15 protein-coding genes are annotated in these 19,421 nt (G+C 61.4%); 3 read left to right on the plus strand and 12 right to left on the minus strand.

Annotated features, from left to right (window positions below; translation table 11 throughout):
- Positions 1 to 122: 122 nt before the first annotated feature.
- From I6J26_RS04735 to I6J26_RS04755, 5 genes are all read right to left on the minus strand, one after another.
- Positions 123 to 1,328 (minus strand): hypothetical protein, encoded by a 1,206-nt coding sequence (locus tag I6J26_RS04735; RefSeq protein ID WP_115023763.1) that lies wholly within the window; start codon positions 1,326 to 1,328, stop codon positions 123 to 125.
- A gap of 58 nt (positions 1,329 to 1,386) precedes the next feature.
- Positions 1,387 to 2,238 (minus strand): sulfurtransferase, encoded by an 852-nt coding sequence (locus tag I6J26_RS04740; protein ID WP_039672487.1) that lies wholly within the window; start codon positions 2,236 to 2,238, stop codon positions 1,387 to 1,389.
- Between the two features lie 57 nt (positions 2,239 to 2,295).
- Positions 2,296 to 4,854 carry an ATP-dependent chaperone ClpB gene (gene clpB, locus I6J26_RS04745; protein ID WP_115023765.1) on the minus strand — a complete coding sequence of 853 codons (2,559 nt, stop codon included), beginning with the start codon at positions 4,852 to 4,854 and terminating at the stop codon, positions 2,296 to 2,298.
- 332 nt (positions 4,855 to 5,186) lie between these two features.
- Positions 5,187 to 6,566, minus strand: coding sequence for a TetR-like C-terminal domain-containing protein (locus tag I6J26_RS04750; protein ID WP_115023767.1), 1,380 nt, complete (start codon positions 6,564 to 6,566; stop codon positions 5,187 to 5,189).
- A 339-nt stretch (positions 6,567 to 6,905) separates the two neighbouring features.
- Positions 6,906 to 8,276, minus strand: coding sequence for a sodium/glutamate symporter (locus I6J26_RS04755; RefSeq protein ID WP_115023770.1), 1,371 nt, complete (start codon positions 8,274 to 8,276; stop codon positions 6,906 to 6,908).
- Between the two features lie 167 nt (positions 8,277 to 8,443).
- Here I6J26_RS04755 and I6J26_RS04760 point away from each other — a divergent pair, with 167 nt between their 5' ends.
- Positions 8,444 to 9,640, plus strand: coding sequence for an FAD-binding oxidoreductase (locus I6J26_RS04760; RefSeq protein WP_115023772.1), 1,197 nt, complete (start codon positions 8,444 to 8,446; stop codon positions 9,638 to 9,640).
- 13 nt (positions 9,641 to 9,653) lie between these two features.
- Here I6J26_RS04760 and I6J26_RS04765 read toward each other — a convergent pair whose 3' ends face one another.
- Positions 9,654 to 10,463 carry a carbon-nitrogen hydrolase family protein gene (locus I6J26_RS04765; RefSeq protein ID WP_115023774.1) on the minus strand — a complete coding sequence of 270 codons (810 nt, stop codon included), beginning with the start codon at positions 10,461 to 10,463 and terminating at the stop codon, positions 9,654 to 9,656.
- A gap of 101 nt (positions 10,464 to 10,564) precedes the next feature.
- On the opposite strand from I6J26_RS04765, the gene I6J26_RS04770 reads away from it, so the two are divergent.
- Both I6J26_RS04770 and I6J26_RS04775 read left to right on the plus strand, forming a co-directional pair.
- On the plus strand, positions 10,565 to 10,825 hold the full coding sequence (locus I6J26_RS04770) for a hypothetical protein (protein WP_147279349.1): 261 nt from the start codon (positions 10,565 to 10,567) through the stop codon (positions 10,823 to 10,825).
- Entirely contained in the window at positions 10,822 to 11,997 is a 1,176-nt protein-coding gene (locus I6J26_RS04775; protein WP_115023776.1) for an alpha/beta hydrolase, read from the plus strand. Before I6J26_RS04770 ends, I6J26_RS04775 begins: the two co-directional genes overlap by 4 nt.
- Positions 11,998 to 12,214: 217 nt before the next feature.
- Here the strand turns inward: I6J26_RS04775 and exaC are convergent, their stop codons facing one another.
- From exaC to I6J26_RS04805, 6 genes are all read right to left on the minus strand, one after another.
- Positions 12,215 to 13,735, minus strand: coding sequence for an acetaldehyde dehydrogenase ExaC (gene exaC / locus I6J26_RS04780; protein WP_115023778.1), 1,521 nt, complete (start codon positions 13,733 to 13,735; stop codon positions 12,215 to 12,217).
- 382 nt (positions 13,736 to 14,117) lie between these two features.
- Positions 14,118 to 14,534 (minus strand): heat shock protein transcriptional repressor HspR, encoded by a 417-nt coding sequence (locus tag I6J26_RS04785; protein ID WP_115024481.1) that lies wholly within the window; start codon positions 14,532 to 14,534, stop codon positions 14,118 to 14,120.
- A 13-nt stretch (positions 14,535 to 14,547) separates the two neighbouring features.
- A complete protein-coding gene (gene dnaJ / locus I6J26_RS04790) occupies positions 14,548 to 15,756 on the minus strand; it encodes a molecular chaperone DnaJ (protein WP_115023780.1) in 1,209 nt (402 codons plus the stop codon).
- 93 nt (positions 15,757 to 15,849) lie between these two features.
- On the minus strand, positions 15,850 to 16,545 hold the full coding sequence (gene grpE, locus I6J26_RS04795) for a nucleotide exchange factor GrpE (RefSeq protein WP_115023783.1): 696 nt from the start codon (positions 16,543 to 16,545) through the stop codon (positions 15,850 to 15,852).
- A 3-nt stretch (positions 16,546 to 16,548) separates the two neighbouring features.
- Positions 16,549 to 18,393 carry a molecular chaperone DnaK gene (gene dnaK, locus I6J26_RS04800; RefSeq protein ID WP_115023785.1) on the minus strand — a complete coding sequence of 615 codons (1,845 nt, stop codon included), beginning with the start codon at positions 18,391 to 18,393 and terminating at the stop codon, positions 16,549 to 16,551.
- Between the two features lie 229 nt (positions 18,394 to 18,622).
- A complete protein-coding gene (locus tag I6J26_RS04805) occupies positions 18,623 to 19,420 on the minus strand; it encodes an ABC transporter ATP-binding protein (RefSeq protein WP_115023788.1) in 798 nt (265 codons plus the stop codon).
- Position 19,421: the final 1 nt, after the last annotated feature.

The raw sequence follows: 19,421 nt of genomic DNA on the forward strand, positions 1-19,421 counted from the left end.
CGCGCTCCTTCGGTGTGTGGCTGTCTCTAGCCTTTAAAAATCCGCCCTGTAGTCTACCCTCTTCCAAGTAGCAGACCATTACACGGGCTGCAGTGCTCGCAGCGAACTACTCATGGCGCTGACTAGTCGAAAATAGATGAGCCACCATCGAAGCGGCGCGGCAAGCGAGCTTGGTTCTGCTCGTGGGTGGGGTGTTCGCGACCATCAGCGATGGCGTCAACCTCGTCCGCGCCCAGGCTCGTGTGGTCGATGGGGCCATGTGCCTCACTCGTCGTACGGCTCGGCATGACCACAGGTTCAGTTGGTCGCTGGATATTGGGAGCGCCGACAGAGGCATCACGGTCAGGGACGGCCGTGGGGCCAGTGGGCTCTGGCTGCGGAGGTGCGGGAATGTCACGGCTCGGGTCGAGCTCGTCTACGCGCAGCACCTGGGTAGCTTCGGAGCGCGGCGGGAGGACGCGTGCGGTATCAGCCAGCACCGCAAGTGGTTCGAGCATCTCTTCCCACTCGGTGCTACGAGCCTGCTTGGTGGTTTGGGCAAGTACCCACTCCCCTTCCATCCACGCAGCAGTGACTACAGCGGGCAGCGCGCGCAAGGCACGGGTGACGCGGTCATCGATAAGACGCTGGCCCACGCCGGCTTCAGAGGCGAAGACGTCAAAGCCTTCCTCCGTGCACACGTGGACGAGGTCATCGGAAAAAGTGTCCACAGTCTCCCCTACGCGGCGGAAATCCACCACAATGTCAGAGGCTGCGCCAGTGCGCATAGCCATGATGGGAATAGCTCCCATATCGAAGAGCAGCGTTTCATGGCCGAGAACGGTTCCAGCGATGATGTCCTTCGGTTCTTGGCCGCGGGCGGCAGCGCCACGGGTCCACTCATCAGCAAGGTAGGAATCGTGTTTGGCATACTCCCAGCCACGCTGGTGGCCGAAGGTTTTCCGCTCACGCCGAGCGCTGCCGGGTACTAGCTGCTTGGCGCGTTCGGCTCGCTCCGCAAAGCGCGGTGCCGGGGCAGGTTCCGCGGTCATGGTATCGGCGCCAGTTTCTGGCTCTGAGATTACTTCCGGGGTTGGTTCCGCTGCCGGCTTTGCTTCTGGCAGTGACTCAGGCATCGGTTCCGGCTCGGGAGCGAGATCGTACTCAGGCTCAGGTGTCGGTTCGGGTTGCGGTTCCGGTTCCGAGGTGGGCTGCTCAGGCAGCTGTTCGTCGGCGGACGGTGTGGCGTCAGCGGCCGAGGTTTCGGCGCGCTGGCGCTGATCCCACCAGAGCAGGAGCAAACCCGCGAGGAGCGCGGCGGCGGCGAGGAGTAAGAGTACGAAAGACATTACTGACTGAGCTTAATCGACTGGCTGAGCTTAATCGCTCAGGACGGAGACGGGGAGCTTAGACGTGGTCGCGGTCGCCGCGCTCGACGGGGTTCTTCGGGTTCGCAGACCACTGAGACCAACCACCCACGAAGTGCCGCAGGCCCGTAAAGCCCACGTACTCAAAAAGTGCAATCGCCAGGGAGGAGTGGTTACCGGAGCCGGAGTAGATAATTGCACCGTCGGTGTTCTCCTTGGTAACGCCGTGTTCGCCCAAGATGTCAAGGATTTCTTCCTTAGAGCGCCACACGGTCACACCGTCGGTGTGGAAGAGGCGCTCCGGCAGGTTGACCGCGCCCGGGATGTGGCCGGCCTTAAGGTCGAGGTTCTCACGACGGCCGGCGAAGCGGTTGCGCGTGCGAGCGTCGAGAAGCAGCCCCGTATGTTCCTTGACCTCATCGATGGTGACCGTGGGCATGGAGCCCGGCTGAACGGTGATGTCTGAGGTCATACCCAGGTTGCCCGGGCCGGTGAGGGTGGGCATGCCCTGAGCACGCCAATTGGATAGGCCGCCATCAAGGATGCGGACGTTCTGCACGCCCGCCCAACGCAGCGTCCACCATGCGCGGCCCGCGAAGAGGCCACGGCCCTCGTCGTAGACGACAACCTCGTAGCCCTCACGCAGACCCCAGTGGTCAACCCACTCCTGGACCTTCTCCGCCAGTGGCAGTGGGTTGCGGCCAACCTTGGAGCCCGGCAGGCCCACGAAGGCAGAGGCAGCGTCCGCATACTGGGCAGTCGGGACATGGAGGGAGGAGAACTGATTGAAGGACTCTCCTTCGCCAGGAGCCCAAAGAGAGGCAAGGATAGTTGTCTTGTCGCCGTGGTAAATCTTGTCACGAAGCTCGTGCGGGGAGACCAAAATGCTCATGCCCCCGATGATAGGGGCATGAGCGGGTTGGCGCGCGCCGTGCGGAGAAGGCTCAGCTTAGCTGCGGGCGGTGAGGTCGAGGCGCTCGCCACCATCGGCTACGTCGACTTGGACGGTATCGCCGTCAACGATGTCACCGGCCAGCAAGTTCTTCGCCAGCTGGTCACCGATGGCCTGCTGAATGGTGCGGCGCAGCGGGCGGGCACCGTAGGCCGGGTCATAGCCGCGGTCCGCGAGCCAGGACTTCGCAGAGTCCGAGACCTGCAGGGTCAGGCGGCGGGAGGCGAGGCGCTCAGCCAGGCCGCGCAGCTGGATGTCCACGATGCCACGCAGGAGTTCCTCGGAGAGGGGCTCGAACATGACCACGTCATCAAGGCGGTTGATGAATTCGGGCTTGAAGGCCTTCTTTACCGCAGCCATAGTTTCCTCACGGGTGCCGCCGGCACCCAAGTTGGAGGTCAGGATGATGACCGTATTGCGGAAATCCACCGTGCGGCCCTGGCCATCCGTCAAGCGGCCTTCGTCGAGAACCTGCAGGAGGACGTCGAAGACATCGGGGTGGGCCTTCTCGACTTCGTCGAAAAGCACCAGCGTGTACGGACGGCGACGCACAGCTTCGGTGAGCTGACCGCCGGCCTCGTGACCAACGTATCCCGGAGGGGCACCGACGAGGCGGGAGACAGAGTGCTTCTCGCCGTACTCGGACATATCGATGCGGACCATGGCGGATTCATCATCGAAGAGGAAGTCCGCCACTGCCTTGGCCAGCTCCGTCTTACCCACGCCGGTGGGGCCTAGGAAAAGGAAGGATCCGGTCGGGCGGTTCGGGTCAGCCACTCCCGCACGGGAGCGGCGCACCGCATCCGAGACCGCAGTGACGGCTTCCTTCTGGCCAACAACGCGCTTGCCCAGCACAGATTCCATGTTGAGCAGCTTCTCGGTCTCTCCCTGCAGCATCTTGCCGGCAGGAATACCCGTCCAGGCGGAGACAACCTCCGCAATAGTGTCAGGGGTGACCTCCTCACTGAGCATGGTGTTGCGCTGCTGTGTGGCCTTCTCCTCGGCGGCTGCGAGCTCCTTCTCCAGCGGCGGGATCTTGCCGTAGTTGATCTCAGAAGCCAGTGCTAGGTCACCATCGCGCTCGGCAATTTCGGCCTGGCGGCGCAGGTCATCGAGTTCTTCCTTGATGTTTTGGACATCATCGATGGCCTTCTTCTCATTAGCCCAGCGGGCCTTGAGCTCGCCGAGCTTCTCACGCTGGTCCGCCAGCTCCTGCTGGAGGGTCACTAGGCGGTCCTGGGAAGCGGCGTCAGATTCCTTCTTGAGAGCCAGCTCTTCGATTTCCATGCGGCGGACAATGCGCTCCAGCTCGTCAATTTCCTGCGGGGAGGAGTCAATCTCCATGCGCAGGCGGGAGCCGGCCTCATCGACCAAGTCGATGGCCTTGTCCGGCAGGAAGCGGTTGGTGATGTAGCGGTTCGACAGCTCCGCAGCGGACACCAAGGCGGAGTCCATGATGCGCACGCCGTGGTGTACCTCGTAGCGCTCCTTGAGTCCACGCAGGATGCCGATGGTGTCTTCGACGGAAGGCTCGGCGGCGTAGACCTGCTGGAAGCGGCGCTCGAGGGCGGCGTCCTTTTCGATGTACTTGCGGTATTCATCCAGGGTCGTGGCACCGACAAGGCGCAGCTCGCCGCGGGCTAGCATGGGCTTAATCATGTTACCGGCGTCCATGGAGCCATCACCGGTAGCGCCGGCGCCGACGATGGTGTGCAGCTCATCGATGAAGGTGATGATTTGCCCCTCGGAGGCCTTAATCTCATCAAGCACGGCCTTGAGGCGCTCCTCAAATTCACCGCGGTACTTCGCACCAGCAACCATGGAGCCAAGGTCCAGGCTGATGAGGGTCTTGCCCTTGAGGGACTCAGGGACGTCCCCGGCCACGATGCGGCGAGCCAGGCCTTCGACGATGGCGGTTTTACCCACGCCGGGCTCACCGATAAGCACCGGGTTGTTCTTGGTACGGCGGCTAAGAACCTGCACCACGCGGCGGATTTCCTGGTCACGGCCGATAACGGGATCAATCTTTCCTTCGCGGGCACGGGCAGTAAGGTCCGTGGCGTACTTTTCTAGTGCCTGGAACTGATCCTCCGGGTTCTCCGAGGTCACCTTGGCGGCACCGCGCACGGACGGGAATGCGCCTTTAAGCGCGTCATAGGTTGCGCCACGGGAGGTCAACAGCTCAGCCGCATCCGACTTAGAGCCCGCAATGGCCGCGAGCAGCACCTCGGTGGACACGTATTCATCACCGAGCTCACCGGCCAGCTCTTGGGCACGGGTAAGTACGTTGAGTGCGTCGCGGTTAAAGTTCGGGTTCGCCATATTAGCGCCCTCAGCCTTGGGCAGGGCATCAATAAGCTCGCGAGCCTCCTTAAGAACCGTGTCCGGGTCCACGCCGGTGGCCTTAAGAACTGGGGCGGCAATGCCGTCCTTTTGCTCGAGGATGGCTGCTAAAAGGTGTGCCGGGCGGATATCCGGGTTGCCGTTGGCGGAGGCGACTTTCAGCGCCTGCTGCAGGGCCTCCTGCGTCTTGGTGGTGGGGTTAAAAGAACTCATGTTTGTATCTCCTTGTGTTTATTGCCCTCCCTCGCACCAAGGTGATTGTGGTTCTGCCCTGAGCGGGGAAGGTGGCTTCACCGACTATAACGCCAAAGAACTTGAGTCTGTTCCACTCAAGTCGATCTTTTATGGAGATTTTCCATCCGAGCAGGTTGATATAGGTTCGCTCAACTTTGTGAGAGGGTCTATGGCCATACCCGGATGCAGCCGGATGCAGAAAGCACGAAGCGCCCTCGGTGCATATGCAGGAGGGCGGGATGCGGTGTGGTTGGCGCTCGGTGGGCGCGTGGGCGCACTGCGTGGAGAAAGTACGCGGCGCGGCAGGAGCGCTAGGCGCGGAGGCTGTGCTCGAAGGTGGCGAAGACGATGCCGATCACGGCGTAGTAGATCGACCACTTCTGCTCGAGGTCAATGGAGCGGAACTCGCCTACGGAGGCTAGGTGACACATGCCGTCCGCGCCCGCCCAAAGGGTGAAGTTCTTGATGTAGACTAAGCGGTCCTTGGGTTCGAGGCCGGCTTCTCGCAGCGCTTCACGGGTAAAGCGTATGAGCTGTGCGAAGGTCTCACCCATCTGGGTTTGGTCTTCCTCGCCGTCTTCACTCAGCGGGACCACGGAGCCAGATGCCGCTCCGATACACGCACTGTAGCGGTCCGGAGCGGTCATGGCGTAGTGGAAGTAGGCCACGGCAATGCACAGGAGTTTATCCTTGGCACTGGCATCCGCCGGCAGCCTGTCCAAGAGGTAGAGGGTCATGTCCTCAAGTTCTTGGTCGGTTTCGTGTTCGACGCGCTCCCGCAGCACGAAATCATTGTCCACGAGGGACGCCACGAAAACGTCGGACACACCAAAGTATTCGGCAACGTTCTCAATGGTCACGGCCGGCAAGCCCTGCCTGCCCGCAAGCTGAATGGCGCGCTCCATGACGGCAGCGCTGGCCTGCTCCGTAGGCAGTGCCGTGAGATCTTCAATCGTGGAGAGCTCCGGTAGCGCTGTGCGGCCTGGGTCGTAGGCGGAAATACGCTCACGGAAGACAGACATGCTGTCGCTGACGTCGAGGAGCTCACTGGTCTCTGCGAAATGAAACAGCGTTCCGATGAGCGCCTTGCACACCTCACGGAGATTAAAGTGGCGAACCACCGAGTGCTGGTGACGCAATACGCCAAGAACACTCAAGTGCGCCATACCATGAACGGTTGCCCAGCTGGCCACGCTAAGTTTTGCCAGGGTTTCCGGGCACACATCCGGGCCTATCTCAAGTCCAGCATGGTCCACGATGAGAGCCATGTTCTGATGAACAAGATCTAAGGCCGCATTGTGGGACGGGCCGCCCTTCAACAGTGCCTGCCATTCATCGTCGAGAACGCAGGCCTTCTGTTCAAAGAGATAGCGGAAAAGTTCCGGCTCACGCTCGGCATACTCGTAGTAAGCCTCCGTAAAGGTGGTGAGCTTGTCAAACAAATCTGCGCAGCTCGGGACCGCCTTGAGGGTTTCCTCGAGAAAGTTCACCTTGCGCTGAGACACATACTCGGGGATGGCAGAGATGATCTCCTCACGGTTAGAAAATACAGCGGTGACATCGGAGGGCTTCAGATTCGCATACTTAGCCACCGATTCCACAGTGACGGCATCATCACCATGGGCAGCCGCCACGTGGATCGCCGATTCGAGGACGGCCTCGCGAGGAGAGTCCTCATAAAAATGCTTCATGTATTTTCCTAAAGAATGTGCCCAGCAGGCGAAAGAGAAGGATAGAGACAGATTAATTGTCCCCCAGATTTTAGCCTGAGCAATCCTTAAACAGCAACGCGGAAGACGCTTTGGATCCCATCTCACAGCAGCATTACAGTATGGTGCCAACTATCGCAATCTCATCGCCTGCTGTGTTTTCCCTTCGCAATATTTTAGTATTTTGACTAAGTGTTCAGCTCCTCCCGTCAGTAGGGTGTGAAGAGCTGACGATCTAGGCCACTAGCGCGACCAACAACTGAGCAACAACAAAGCCCCGGCTGCTCCTTTGAGCACGCCGGGGCGAGTGATAAGGACGCTCTACGTGGAGGCGCCGACGTGCCCGATGCCTTCCTTGAAGATGGTGCCGCGCGGCGGCATCATGCCGCTGAACTTGAACACGAGGTAGATAACCACCGCAATACCCAAGGAGAGCCAGCCAAAGCCCGCGGTAAAGCCGTACATAACAGACAGCGGGGCGATGATGGTCCAGGAAATCTCAAAGGGCCCGAAGCCAATGTACGCCATGCCGTACTCAGACAGCGTGCCGGACTTGAGCTTCGGGTCGACGATCTTGAGGATGGCGATGCCGGTCGCCACGGTAGCGGTAGCCCAGCCCCACCCAAAAATACCTCGCTCAATCCAGCGCTCACCAAAGAACTCAGCGGGGAACCACATGAGGAAGAACGCACAGTAGACAGTGCCGAGGACGAAGAGCAGGAGGAGCGCCTGCCAGTAGGCGGCCACAGCGGCCGGAACGATGGCGGCCACGCCGAAGGCGATGAGGTAATCAGTCGCCGCGCCGGATACCGAGCTCACGGTGTCCTTATCCAGGTAGTCCTTGGCACCGATCATGTTCATAATGGCGCGGAAGAGGAGGCCGACGACCATGGACATGGCAAACAGCGGGATGGAGACGTTCTCCCACAGGGAGGCGATGCCCTGGTTGATTCCGTAGGCAGTCATCACGGTAAGGGCAATGAAACCGACGTGGAGGGTGATGGGCTCAATGGCAGACGGGTTGGTCGTCGCACGGCCGAGAGACGGACGATCCTCCAGGCGGGAAATGTAGCCGCGGCGCAGCTCTTCCGGGAGCTCCTTCGGGACATGGGACACCTTACCTTTGCGAATACCCCAGTTACCGGCCACGATGCCGCCGATGATGGCGGCCAACGTACCCACGGTCGCGGAGGTAAAGCCCAAGGAGGAGGCTGCATCCGCGCCCACGCCCTCGAGTGCGCCGCCCACGGCCGCAGCGGTACCGAAGCCTCCAGTAAAGCCCACCGGTAGCATCATGCCGAACCAGTCCGGGGTGTCGAAGGCCGGCTTAAAGATCAGAAGACCCAGCACAATGAACAGACCCCACTGGCCGGTAAACATCATGGTGGAGTAGCCCCACATATTGCGGGCACCTTTGCCCATGTTGCCGCCCATCTCCATGGAGTACGCCATGGAGGCAAACACCACTGCGATGAGCAGCGAGGTGTAGCTGCCTAGGTTGTCCGATAGGCCGACCCACCCCAGGACGTTAGGGCCAAGAACCAAACCGAGCAGGCCGGCGGTAATAGGAGCGGGCAGGAGCAAATCCTGGAATACGAACTTGACCTGGTGGCGCAGAACGTTGCCGATAACCATGAGCAACGAGATCCAGCCGACGTCGACCATGATCGTATACGCAGAGAACTCTTCCATGCGAAAACTTCCTTCCATGCCGCTTGTTGCGGCGTCATAGAGATAAGAGTCACCCTCTTCCGGGAAATGAACCGTAGATTACACTACAAGCAGATGCCCGCAACGCCAGCCCTGTATATAACCCGTGGGTAATTTGTGGTTACCCCCGGCGACTAGGATGGGCGGGCATGAGGGAACTGGGTGAACATCTGCGCAATCATGCCGAGGACTATCGCGACGCAGTACATAGCCACTTTTTCAGCACTGTGGCACAGGCTCGCCAGATTTTCGCTCTCTCCATGAAGGACACGCACCCCTCGATGGCGCCGGCCTTGGCATGGGTGCTGGAGAATTTGGAAGATGGGGAGGTTCGGGGGGACGTCGCCAAGCGCATGGCCCTCATGGGCCGTGAACATCGCCGCCATGGGTTCCCACCGGAGGTGTATCCACAGTTTGAGGCTTCGCTCATACATGGGCTGGGGGTGCTGGGGCTCACGCCGCATCAGCATGAGGTGGCGGCGCGGACGATTTCCCGTATCTGCGCACTGATGCAGGAGGCAGCACAGCTTGACGACGCCTCCGGGATCCCCCCTGCTCACAGCGCCCAGGTCGTGGCCGTGGAGAAGCCGAATCGGCGCACGGCCGTGGTGCGGCTGGAATCGGGTGTGCCGCTGGAGTACCGCGCAGGCCAGCACGTTCCGGTCACCTCGCAGCTCACGCCCGGCACCTGGCGCCTGCTCACCCCGGCTGCCCCGTCGGATCCTTCGGGGCAGTTGACCTTCCACGTGGCGCTGGCGGGCGAGGCCTCGTCGATGTTAGCCATGGCGCAGCCGGGCGATTGGTGGACTCTGGGCGCGCCTGCCGGTGAACCGGTGACCCTGGATTCCTCCACGACGCTCATCTCGTTCGGCACAGGATGGGCCGGTGCGCGGGCGCTGCTTCTCGACGCCCTCCCCGACCTCCCCGTCGGCCTGCGCGTGGTCGTCGTTGCTCCCACGCCGGGCAAACACTATGACACGGAGTTCCGGGCCAACCTGATGGCCCTCGTTCCTTCCCTCGACATTCAGCACATTGTCCGCGATGCCCACGATCCCTGGCTGCTGGGCGCAACAGCACCGGCGGAGGGCTTTGAGCCTCTCGTGGCGGAGGAGTCCATGGAACCCGTCCTCGCCCGCGGCACGGACCGCCGTTTCGTGCTCATTGGCCCGGCGGATCGCGTCGAGGTAGCTCAGGCGGCGCTGCTCAAGGGCGGGGTGCCTCCTGAGTCAATATTGACGGAGGGCTGGCAACGCGGTAGCGAGTGGACGGCTTCGGCCGCCGAGCTCGACGGCTGGGGCGATGACTGGGAGGCCTGGGCTGCGTGGAAGAAATCGCAGTGGGCTTAAGCACTCGAAGCGCTTAAGCGTCTAAAACGGGAAGGGATTCCCTGACTTTCGCCACGGTGTCCGCGTCCACCTCGCCGTAGAGAATCTCCGGTTCATATCCGGCTTCGGCCACGCGGGTGCCATCGGGCGCCACGAGTACTGAATGGCCAATGCCGGTTGGCCCCGAGGCTTCCCCTGCCTTCGCTTCCCCTCCCGGGCGCGCCTGGCCAGCGGCAAGGATGTAGCTGGTGGAATCCAAGGCGCGGGCAGCGGACAGCAGGCGCCATTGCTCCAGTTTGCCCGGACCATCTGCCCAGCTGGTGGGCACGACGATGACCTGCGCGCCCTGGCGGGCAAGCTCCTTGAACTGCTCCGGGAAGCGGATGTCATAGCATGTAGCCACACCGACGGTGATGTCGCCGGCGTCGAAGACCACGAGGGACTCACCTGGGCGGACGGTATCGGATTCTTTGTATTTAAAGGCGTCGTAGGTGTGGATCTTCTCATAGCCGTCCACCACACCCGGTCCGGCAATGAGCGCCACATTGGCCACGCGGTTGATTGTCTTGCCGTCACGCTCGACGGTATCGGCGGGGGCAAACATGCCCAGCACCACATAGACCTCGAGCTCTTCTGCCAGCTCGCGCACTGCTGTGGCCACGTGGCCGTCGAGCCCCTCCGCATTGGGGTCGAGGCGCCCAGAGTCGAAGCTCTGGGTGGTGGCCTCCGGCAAGACGATGAGCGAGGCGCCATTCTCGGCGGCCTCCCGAATCTTTTCGAGAGCTACCGCCAGGTTCTCCTCCACGTCTCCAGTGCTGGTCAACTGTACTGCTGCTACCTTCATGCGGCCCACGGTAGACGAGCCCGGGCTAGTTATCCACAGATTTCGTTCTTCAGTGTCTGTGCCTCTTTACCTTGCCGTGTTCGTGCCGCACTCTGGGCTGCATGAATCATCTCGATATTGACCCCGCAGCGCTTCCGCATATCCGTTCTCTCTACGACCATCGCCCGCCACCCGGCCCTACAGCTCTAGATGCCCCGCCCCGCACCGCGGCGGCTCTTGCACGTTTAGCTTCGCGGTGGGAATCTTCCCGCCATTCCAGTGACACCGCGCGCGTGGCCCAATTAGAGGACCTGGAGCGTTTCGTGGTGGCGGCCCACGATATCGATTCCGGGCTATCAGCCGGCTTGGGTGACGCCCGATGAGTATCGCTTATGCTCTCTATGCGACCTCCTCTGCGCTCGCCACTTCATCCCATGAGCTGGATCGTTATATCGATGCGTCCCACCATCATTGGGTAGCTCTAGCTATCTCCGGCGCCGCTGGCGATGCTGCCCGCTCCTCTCTTCGCCGCGCCACAGATAACCTTCTCAACCCCGCCCAACAAATGCGTGCGGCCGCCCAGATCGTGTCGCTGTACGCTCCCCTCCAGGAGAAGATTGAGAACCTTCGCGCCCGCCTCAGTGCTTCCCCTCTTACCCATCCACGCAGTAGTCTCATGGGCCAGCTCGATGCGCTTGCCGACGCCCTCGATTGGGCCTGCGCCCGCCAACTCCACGCCCTGTGCACTCCGGAAATGTCCGCTCCCCCAACTCGCTTAGAGGACTTCGCCGACCTTTCCCTGGCTGAGCTCCATCAGGTGCAGCTCAGCGTCGCCAGCGACGAGGTCCGCGCGCTGGCCGCCGCAAACCCCGACATGACCATTCTGGAGACCAGCCCCGGGCGGCTCGTGGCTCTTATCGACCCTTCTGGACTAGCCACTCAGCCCGCTCAAGTGCCTCAGGTCAACACCTTCGTGGGCGGCGTGGGTTCTTCCGATCCTGCAGGCTGGTCAACCTCGCTTGAGCGGGCTCGCTCCATTGCCCATGCCACCGGTGGGCCCACAGTGGCATGGCTCGGCTATTCCGCCCCTTCCTCCTTACCGCGCGCCGCGCACGAGGAGCCGGCCCGGCGCGGTGCTGCGGAGCTCATTCGCTTTCAACGTGCACTTCATGCTCGTTTTCCCCAGGCACAGCACATGCTTGTCGGATATTCCTATGGCTCGGTCGTGGTGGGCAAGGCAGCACATGAGGCGAAGGTTGCTGATGACATCGTGCTCGTCGGCAGCCCTGGTGCCTCCACCACCAGCGCGGACCAGCTCCACGGCCGAGTGTGGAGTGCAACCAATGCCGACGATCCCATTGCTCTGACCACCGGCCCCCTCGGCGGCATCCACGGACCTAGTCCGTCTTCCCCCACCTTCGGCGCTTCTCCCCTCCCCGGCGCGAACGGCTTACCGGGCGACCATGGCACCTATTGGAAAGACCCCGCATTTCTGCGAGGTCTAGGCTCTATTGCTCAGCGCCCTCATCTTGAAGACCACAATGTCCTACCGTAACGACGACGGGAACGTCCGAATGGTCTACGCTTGGGTCAATAGTGTCGAGATAGTCGCGTACCTGTGCTTCGGCGTTTTTAAGTTGAGCTGTACTTGTTGCGTTTTCTCATCGATCACCAAGTCCCAGCCATGCTCCCACCGAGAGGCGGTAACAGCTACAGGAGCCACAGTTTTAGTCACCGCCGACCACCTTCCTCACTTCTTCGATATCTAGTCTCTAGAATAGGCCAGCGTGCTCCTCTGAGTAAGACACGAGCATGTTCTTAGTCTCCTGATAGTGCCCCAGCATCATAAGGTGATTCTCACGGCCGATGCCAGACTCCTTGTAGCCGCCGAAGGCACTGTGGGCGGGGTACACGTGGTAGTGGTTAATCCACACGCGTCCGGCCTGAATCTCGCGGCCAGCGCGGTAGCAGGTGTTCTGGTGGCGCGACCACACGCCGGCACCGAGGCCGAAGTTGGTGTCGTTCGCAATCTGGATGGCTTCCTCGAAATCCTTGAACGTGGCCACGGAGAGCACCGGGCCGAAGATCTCCTCGCGGAAGATGCGCATATCGTTGGTGCCCTTAAACACGGTGGGCTCGATGTAGTAGCCATTCTCCAGGCCTTCCACCTTGTTCACGTGGCCACCGACGAGGGTCTCCGCACCTTCCTTCGGGCCCACTTCGAGGTACTCAGTGATTTTGTCCATCTGCTCCTGCGAGGCCTGGGCACCCATCATGGTCTCGGTGTCGAGCGGGTGCCCAATCTTGATCTTCTTCACGCGCTCCACGGCCAGCTCAAGGAACTTGTCCGCGATGTCCTCGTGGATGAGCGCACGCGACGGGCAAGTGCAGACCTCGCCCTGGTTGAGGGCGAACATGACAAAGCCCTCGACGCACTTCTCTAGGTAGTCATCGTCCTTATCCATGATGTCGGCGAAGAAGATGGACGGCGACTTTCCGCCCAGCTCCAGGGTGACCGGAATGACCTTGTCAGCAGCGGTCTTGTTGATGATCTTGCCCACCGGGGTGGAGCCGGTAAAGGCAATCTTGGCAATGCGGTCAGAACCGGACAATGCTGCACCGGCTTCCTCGCCGACACCATTGACGATGTTGAGCACGCCCTTGGGCAGGAGGTCCTCGATAATCTCGATGAGCAGCAGGATGGACGCAGGCGTCTGCTCCGCCGGCTTCATCACAATGGTGTTGCCGGCAGCTAGTGCCGGAGCAATCTTCCATGCGGCCATAAGCAGAGGAAAGTTCCACGGAATAATCTGGCCTACCACACCCAGCGGCTCGTGGAAGTGATACGCCACGGTGTCCTGATCAATCTGGGAAAGTCGGCCTTCTTGGGCGCGGATGGCGCCGGCGAAGTAGCGGAAGTGATCCACGGCCAGCGGGATGTCAGCGGCGAGGGTCTCACGTACAGCCTTGCCGTTCTCCCAGGTTTCCGCGACAGCAATCTTCTCCAGGTTCTCCTCGATACGGTCTGCAATGCGGTGCAACAGTAGCGCACGTTCTGCCGGGGTGGTCTTGCCGAAGGTCTCGAAGGCCTTCTCGGCGGCGTCGATAGCCAGATTAATGTCCGCTTCCTTGCCGCGGGCGACCTGGCAGAAGACCTCACCGGTGACCGGGGTGATGTTGTCCATGTACTCGCCATCGACGGGCGCGACCCACTCGCCGCCGATGTAGTTGTCGTAGCGCTCGCGGAAGGAGACGATGGCATCAGCGGTTCCGGGGTTTGCATACAAAGTCATGTGCGTAGTGCCTTTCTTGTGGGTTCTTTTCCATCACGGCGGCCGCCCACACAAAGCCTCATGGAAGTGATGGGCAACACAACGTTGAATGCGAGTGTAGCTATATATTTTGCCAAACTCACGTTTTTCCTCAAGAAAGCTTTTGGTCCTGGGCCGTTACCTAGAAGGTGGCCTAGAAAAGGTGCCCTAACTGACGGAGATCTGGGCTCCAGAGCAATTTTGGGCAGGATCTTCGTCAGTTAGGGCCCCTGGGAGCGCGGCAGGCACGAAGGCCGGGCCCAAACAGTCGGCCGGGCTCAAGCGGGCGGCCGGGCAGGACCGAACGAGGCTAGAAAGGCCGAAAACAGTAGAACCCCCTCCATCAAGGAGGGGGTAAAGGCGCCTAGTTGTGGCGGCCGCGGCGCGGCTTCCACATCACCACAGAGGTGGAGCGCGGCACGTGGACGAGCTCGCCGCGCGAGGGGCGGGCTTGGTTGCGTAACCGATCGACTTCTGCTTGGAGTTCATCGCGCTCAGCAGCGAGGCGGTCACGCTCGGCAGTGAGCTCGATGATGGACTTAATGCCCGCCAGGTTCACGCCATCGTCCTGCGACAAGGTCTGAATCTTACGGAGCAATTCAATGTCGTTTTCAGAGTAGCGGCGGCCGCCGCCCGAGGTGCGGGCTGGGGACACCAGCCCCATCCGGTCATACGTGCGCAGGGTTTGCGCATGCATACCGGACAGCTCCGCCGCCACGGAAATGACGTACATGGCCTTCGGCTTTGCGGTATCGCTTCTGCCTGGTGTTTCCTTGTTCATCATTTACCTCTTTCTAACGCATGACCGGGTTTCCGGCCCAGCCCTTGCGCGGGTCAAAGCCGGAGTCCTTCTCCGCCTGCGCGTAGGTGCGCAGCGCCGAGGAGGCGGCAGCGTCCAAGTTAGAGGGCACGGTTACTTGCACGGTCACCATGAGGTCGCCGGCTTTACCGGAGCGCTTTGGCACACCGCGGCCCTTCACGCGCAAGGTGCGGCCGTCCGGGGTGCCAGCAGGAACCTTGACGCGCACCGGCGAATCGAGGGTAGGCACCGTGATCGTGTCCCCCAACGCCAGCTCCGCAAAGGAGACCGGAACGGTGACGTGCAGGTCATCGCCGTCACGGGTGAAGACCTCGTCGGGCTTGACGGTCACGGCAACGAAGAGGTCACCAGACGGCGTGCCGTTAGGACCGGCCTCACCTTGGCCGGCGAGGCGCACCTTTTGGCCGTCGATAACACCGGCGGGGATGCGCACCGTAATCGAGCGCGTGCGGTGCACGGTACCGGTACCAGAGCAATCCGCGCAGGGATCCTCCACGCGCTGGCCGGTGCCGCCGCAGTCAGTACACGGCGCTGACAGGCCGAAGGAGCCGCGCTGCTCCGAGGTAAAGCCCGTGCCGTCACAGGTCGAGCACGTCGACAATTTGCCAGTCTTCGAACCCGAACCATGGCAGGTCGTACACGGCGCCTCGCCGCTGAGCTGCAGCGGGATGGTCGTGCCCTTGGCGGCCTCGCGGAAGGAAAGGGTTATGTGCGTTTCGACGTCGGCCCCCCGCGACGGCCGAGCTGAGTGGCCAGCACTACCGCCGCGGTTGAAAACGCCACCGAAGATATCCCCAAAACCGCCGCCTTGAGCCGATCCTCGAGGGGATCCTCCGAAGATATCGGAGAGGTCGAAGTCTTGCGCACCCGGTCCACCCATGTGCGTGGATCGAAACCCGCCGGGAAACCCGGCGCCTCCTCTCCGTCCAAAGCCGCCGCCGCTGCGCATCATGGCCTTGAACTGATCGTAGTTCTTGCGTTCGGAAGCATCTGACAGCACGTCGTAGGCTTCAGCCACCTGCTTGAACTTCTCCGCTGCCTCCGGGTTGTCCGGGTTGGCGTCGGGGTGATTCGCGCGGGCGAGCTTGCGGTAGGCGTGCTTAATCTCGTCGGCGGTAGCGGACGAGGAGACCCCCAGATCCGCGTAGTAATCTTTGTCTGCCCATTCTGGCTTAGCATTCACTGGGCATCTCCTCCTTTCAGGAGAATCTCAAAAGCTTGTATCTAAAAGAAGAGTGGCGCCAAGGACTCAACACCCTGACGCCACCATCTGTTGCTATTCTGCGCTATCCGGGTTGTCCGGACTCTCAGCTGAGTCGGCTGGGTCAGCAATAATCACCATGGCGGTGCGCACAACGCGCTCGCCTACCTTGTAGCCGCGGCGCAGCACGGTACCCACTGCCTGCTCATCACCAGTGGAGAGGTCCTGGACGGCCTCGTGCACCTCGGGGTCGAAGACATCGCCTTCCTCACCGAAGGGAACCAGCTGGTTGTTAGTGAGCACGCCGTTGAGCTTGTCCGCGATGGCCTTGAGCGGGCCCTCGTTGAGGTCGCCGTGCTGGCGTGCGAGTTCCAGGTCATCAAGGATAGGCAGGAAATCTGCCAGGACCTTGGCCTTAGAAGTCTCGATCAAAGCCTGACGGTCACGCTCGGTGCGACGGCGGTAGTTGGTGTACTCCGCGTTGAGGCGTTGGAGGTCCTCGGTGCGCTCAGCCAGCTGAGCCTCCAGGGAGTCCTCCACTGCCGCGTCGTCACCGGCAGCTGCTTCCTCGGCAATATCGCTCGCGGCGTCATTCACAGCAGCCTCGGCCTCAGCAGTGCCCGCAGTAGCGGCGTTGGCCTGAGCCTCAGCGGCCTCGTCCACGGCACCGTCAGCGGCAGCGGCCTCTGCGGCGGCAGCCTCCGCGGCGTCGGCGGAGGTTGCCTCAGGGTCGGTGTTGGCCGGGTTGCCCGGGTCCTGAGGGGAGGTCATGGTTTACTTCTCCTTGTTCTCGTCGTCCTCGTCGACAACCTCGGCGTCGACAACGTTCGGGTCACCAGCAGCGTCGCCAGCAGCAGCGCCCTCGGCGCCTGCCTCAGCAGCCTGGGCCTCGTACAGGACCTTGCCCAGCTCCTGGGACTCCGTGCCAAGCTTCTCGACGGCCGACTTAATCGCCTCAATGTCATCGCCCTTGAGGGCCTCATCGACGGCGTCAGCAGCCTCGGTGACGCGGGTCTTGAGATCCTCCGGCAGCTTGTCGGAGTTCTCATCCATGAACTTGCGGGTCTGGTAGGAGGTGGACTCTGCCTGGTTGCGGGTCTCCTGCTCCTCGCGGCGCTTCTTGTCTTCCTCAGCGTGAGCCTCGGCGTCCTTGACCATGCGGTCGATCTCTTCCTGGGACAGGCCGGAACCATCCTGGATCTTGATGGTGTTTTCCTTGCCGGTGGCCTTGTCCTTAGCGGTCACGTGGACGATGCCGTTGGCATCGATGTCGAAGGTGACCTCAATCTGCGGAACACCGCGCGGAGCCGGGGCAATGCCGCCGAGCTCGAAGGAGCCGAGCAGCTTGTTGGCGGCGGCCATCTCGCGCTCACCCTGGAAGACCTGAATCTGCACGGACGGCTGGTTGTCATCAGCCGTGGTGAAGGTCTCGGACTTCTTGGTCGGGATGGTGGTGTTGCGCTCGATGAGCTTGGTCATCACGCCGCCCTTGGTCTCGATGCCGAGGGAGAGCGGGGTGACGTCGAGAAGCAGCACGTCCTTGACCTCACCGCGCAGGACACCTGCCTGCAGCGCAGCGCCGACGGCCACGACCTCATCCGGGTTCACGCCCTTGTTCGGGTCCTTACCGGTCATCTCCTTGACCAGATCGGACACGGCCGGCATACGGGTAGAACCACCAACGAGGACCACGTGGTCAACCTCGGAGAGGGACAGGCCAGCGTCCTTGATGACCTGGTTGAACGGAGCCTTGGTGCGGTCCAGCAGGTCCTGGGTAATCTTCTGGAACTCGGTACGGGAGAGGGTCTCGTCCAGGAAGAGCGGGTTCTTCTCAGCATCGACCGTGATGTACGGCAGGTTAATGTTGGCGGACTGGGAGGAGGACAGCTCAATCTTGGCCTTCTCTGCAGCCTCGCGCAGACGCTGCACGGCACGCTTGTCCTTGGTCAGATCCACGCCCTGGGAAGCCTTGAACTTATCGACAAGCCAGTCAACGATGCGCTGATCCCAGTCATCACCACCGAGCTGGTTGTCACCAGCGGTAGCCATAACCTCTACGACGCCGTCACCGATCTCCAGCAGGGAGACGTCGAAGGTACCGCCACCCAGGTCGAAGACCAGGATGGTCTGCTCCTGCTCGCCCTTCTCCAGGCCGTAGGCCAGAGCAGCGGCAGTCGGCTCGTTCACGATACGCAGGACGTTGAGGCCCGCAATCTGGCCGGCCTCCTTGGTGGCCTGGCGCTGGGAGTCCTCGAAGTATGCCGGGACGGTAATGACGGCATCGGTAACGTCCTCACCCAGGTAAGCCTCGGCGTCACGCTTCAGCTTCATGAGCGTGCGAGCCGAAATCTCCTGCGGGGTGTACTTCTTGTCATCGATGTCGATGGTCCAGTCGGTGCCGATGTGGCGCTTGACGGAGCGAATGGTGCGGTCAACGTTGGTGACCGCCTGGTTCTTCGCGGACTGGCCGACGAGGATTTCACCGTTCTTGGCAAAAGCCACGACGGACGGGGTGGTGCGGGAACCCTCGGAGTTAGCGATAACGGTGGCCTCGCCACCTTCCAGAACGGATACGACCGAGTTGGTGGTACCGAGGTCAATTCCTACTGCGCGTCCCATGATGTTTCTCCTTGCTTGTTGGGGTTTGTTCTTAAGTTGATAGTGCGCGACTCAACTTCTGCCGCGTTCAGTCAGCGACTGTAGCAGAAGCAGCACCCGAAGTCATCCAAACCTGAGCGCCAGTCACTCAACCTACACAACGCAGACAAACTCAAAGTTGTTCCCGATCGACTCAACTTTTTTATTTATTGCCAGCACGCTGGGAAAACAAACCCGCTTTAGTGGAGACTCACCCCACAGGGACAATTGCCGGCTCACCGTCCACATCTACAACGCGGACTGTCAGCCCATAGAGTTCCTCAATAAGAGCAGGGGTAATGACCTCGCGCGGCACGCCCGCGTCCCACACCGTTCCACCTCTCATCGCCACAACATGATCCGCATAGCGCAATACATGCGCCAAATCATGAATGACCGCAATGAGGGTTTTACTTCCTGCCAGCTGCCGCATCAGCCGCATGAAGGAATGCTGGTATCCAATATCAAGAGCGCTCGTTGGCTCATCCAAGAAGAGCACAGGCGTTTCCTGAGCGAGGGCCATAGCCAGCCAAGCACGCTGGCGTTGACCACCAGACAATGCCGCTACCTCGGCCGTCTCCAGTTCTTCAAGGCCTACCTTTGCTAGCGCACGACTAACGGCACGCTCGTCCTCCTGACTCCTCCACCCCATAAATCCTTGGTGGGCGAAGCGCCCGCGCGCAACCAGTTCCCTGACATTGATCCCTTCTGGAGCTATGGATTGCTGCGACATCACGGCGACGCGCCGAGCGTAACTCCGCCGCGAAAATGCGGCTGCATCTTCTTCGCCAATGCGCACCGCGCCCGCGTTCGGCGTTTCCAACCGCGCAAGCGCCTTCACCAGGGTGGACTTTCCACAGCCATTCGGGCCGATAATGGCTGAGAATCTCCCGGCCGGAAAAGACACATCCACCGAGTCGAGAATTAACGGGGCAGTCCTCCCATAGGAAATGCTCAACCCCTCAGCCCGCACGCTCGGCGCACTGCCACATACTTTTAGCTGGTTCACT

It is taken from the genome of Corynebacterium minutissimum, from assembly GCF_016889765.1.
GTDB classification, from domain to species: domain Bacteria; phylum Actinomycetota; class Actinomycetes; order Mycobacteriales; family Mycobacteriaceae; genus Corynebacterium; species Corynebacterium minutissimum_B.

Coding starts and splice junctions, on each gene's coding strand:
- I6J26_RS04735 (WP_115023763.1), bottom strand. CDS start 1,328: ATGTCTTTCGTACTCTTACTCCTCGCCGCCGCCGCGCTCCTCGCGGGT.
- I6J26_RS04740 (WP_039672487.1), bottom strand. CDS start 2,238: ATGAGCATTTTGGTCTCCCCGCACGAGCTTCGTGACAAGATTTACCAC.
- clpB (WP_115023765.1), bottom strand. CDS start 4,854: ATGAGTTCTTTTAACCCCACCACCAAGACGCAGGAGGCCCTGCAGCAG.
- I6J26_RS04750 (WP_115023767.1), bottom strand. CDS start 6,566: ATGAAGCATTTTTATGAGGACTCTCCTCGCGAGGCCGTCCTCGAATCG.
- I6J26_RS04755 (WP_115023770.1), bottom strand. CDS start 8,276: ATGGAAGAGTTCTCTGCGTATACGATCATGGTCGACGTCGGCTGGATC.
- I6J26_RS04760 (WP_115023772.1), top strand. CDS start 8,444: ATGAGGGAACTGGGTGAACATCTGCGCAATCATGCCGAGGACTATCGC.
- I6J26_RS04765 (WP_115023774.1), bottom strand. CDS start 10,463: ATGAAGGTAGCAGCAGTACAGTTGACCAGCACTGGAGACGTGGAGGAG.
- I6J26_RS04770 (WP_147279349.1), top strand. CDS start 10,565: ATGAATCATCTCGATATTGACCCCGCAGCGCTTCCGCATATCCGTTCT.
- I6J26_RS04775 (WP_115023776.1), top strand. CDS start 10,822: ATGAGTATCGCTTATGCTCTCTATGCGACCTCCTCTGCGCTCGCCACT.
- exaC (WP_115023778.1), bottom strand. CDS start 13,735: ATGACTTTGTATGCAAACCCCGGAACCGCTGATGCCATCGTCTCCTTC.
- I6J26_RS04785 (WP_115024481.1), bottom strand. CDS start 14,534: ATGAACAAGGAAACACCAGGCAGAAGCGATACCGCAAAGCCGAAGGCC.
- grpE (WP_115023783.1), bottom strand. CDS start 16,545: ATGACCTCCCCTCAGGACCCGGGCAACCCGGCCAACACCGACCCTGAG.
- dnaK (WP_115023785.1), bottom strand. CDS start 18,393: ATGGGACGCGCAGTAGGAATTGACCTCGGTACCACCAACTCGGTCGTA.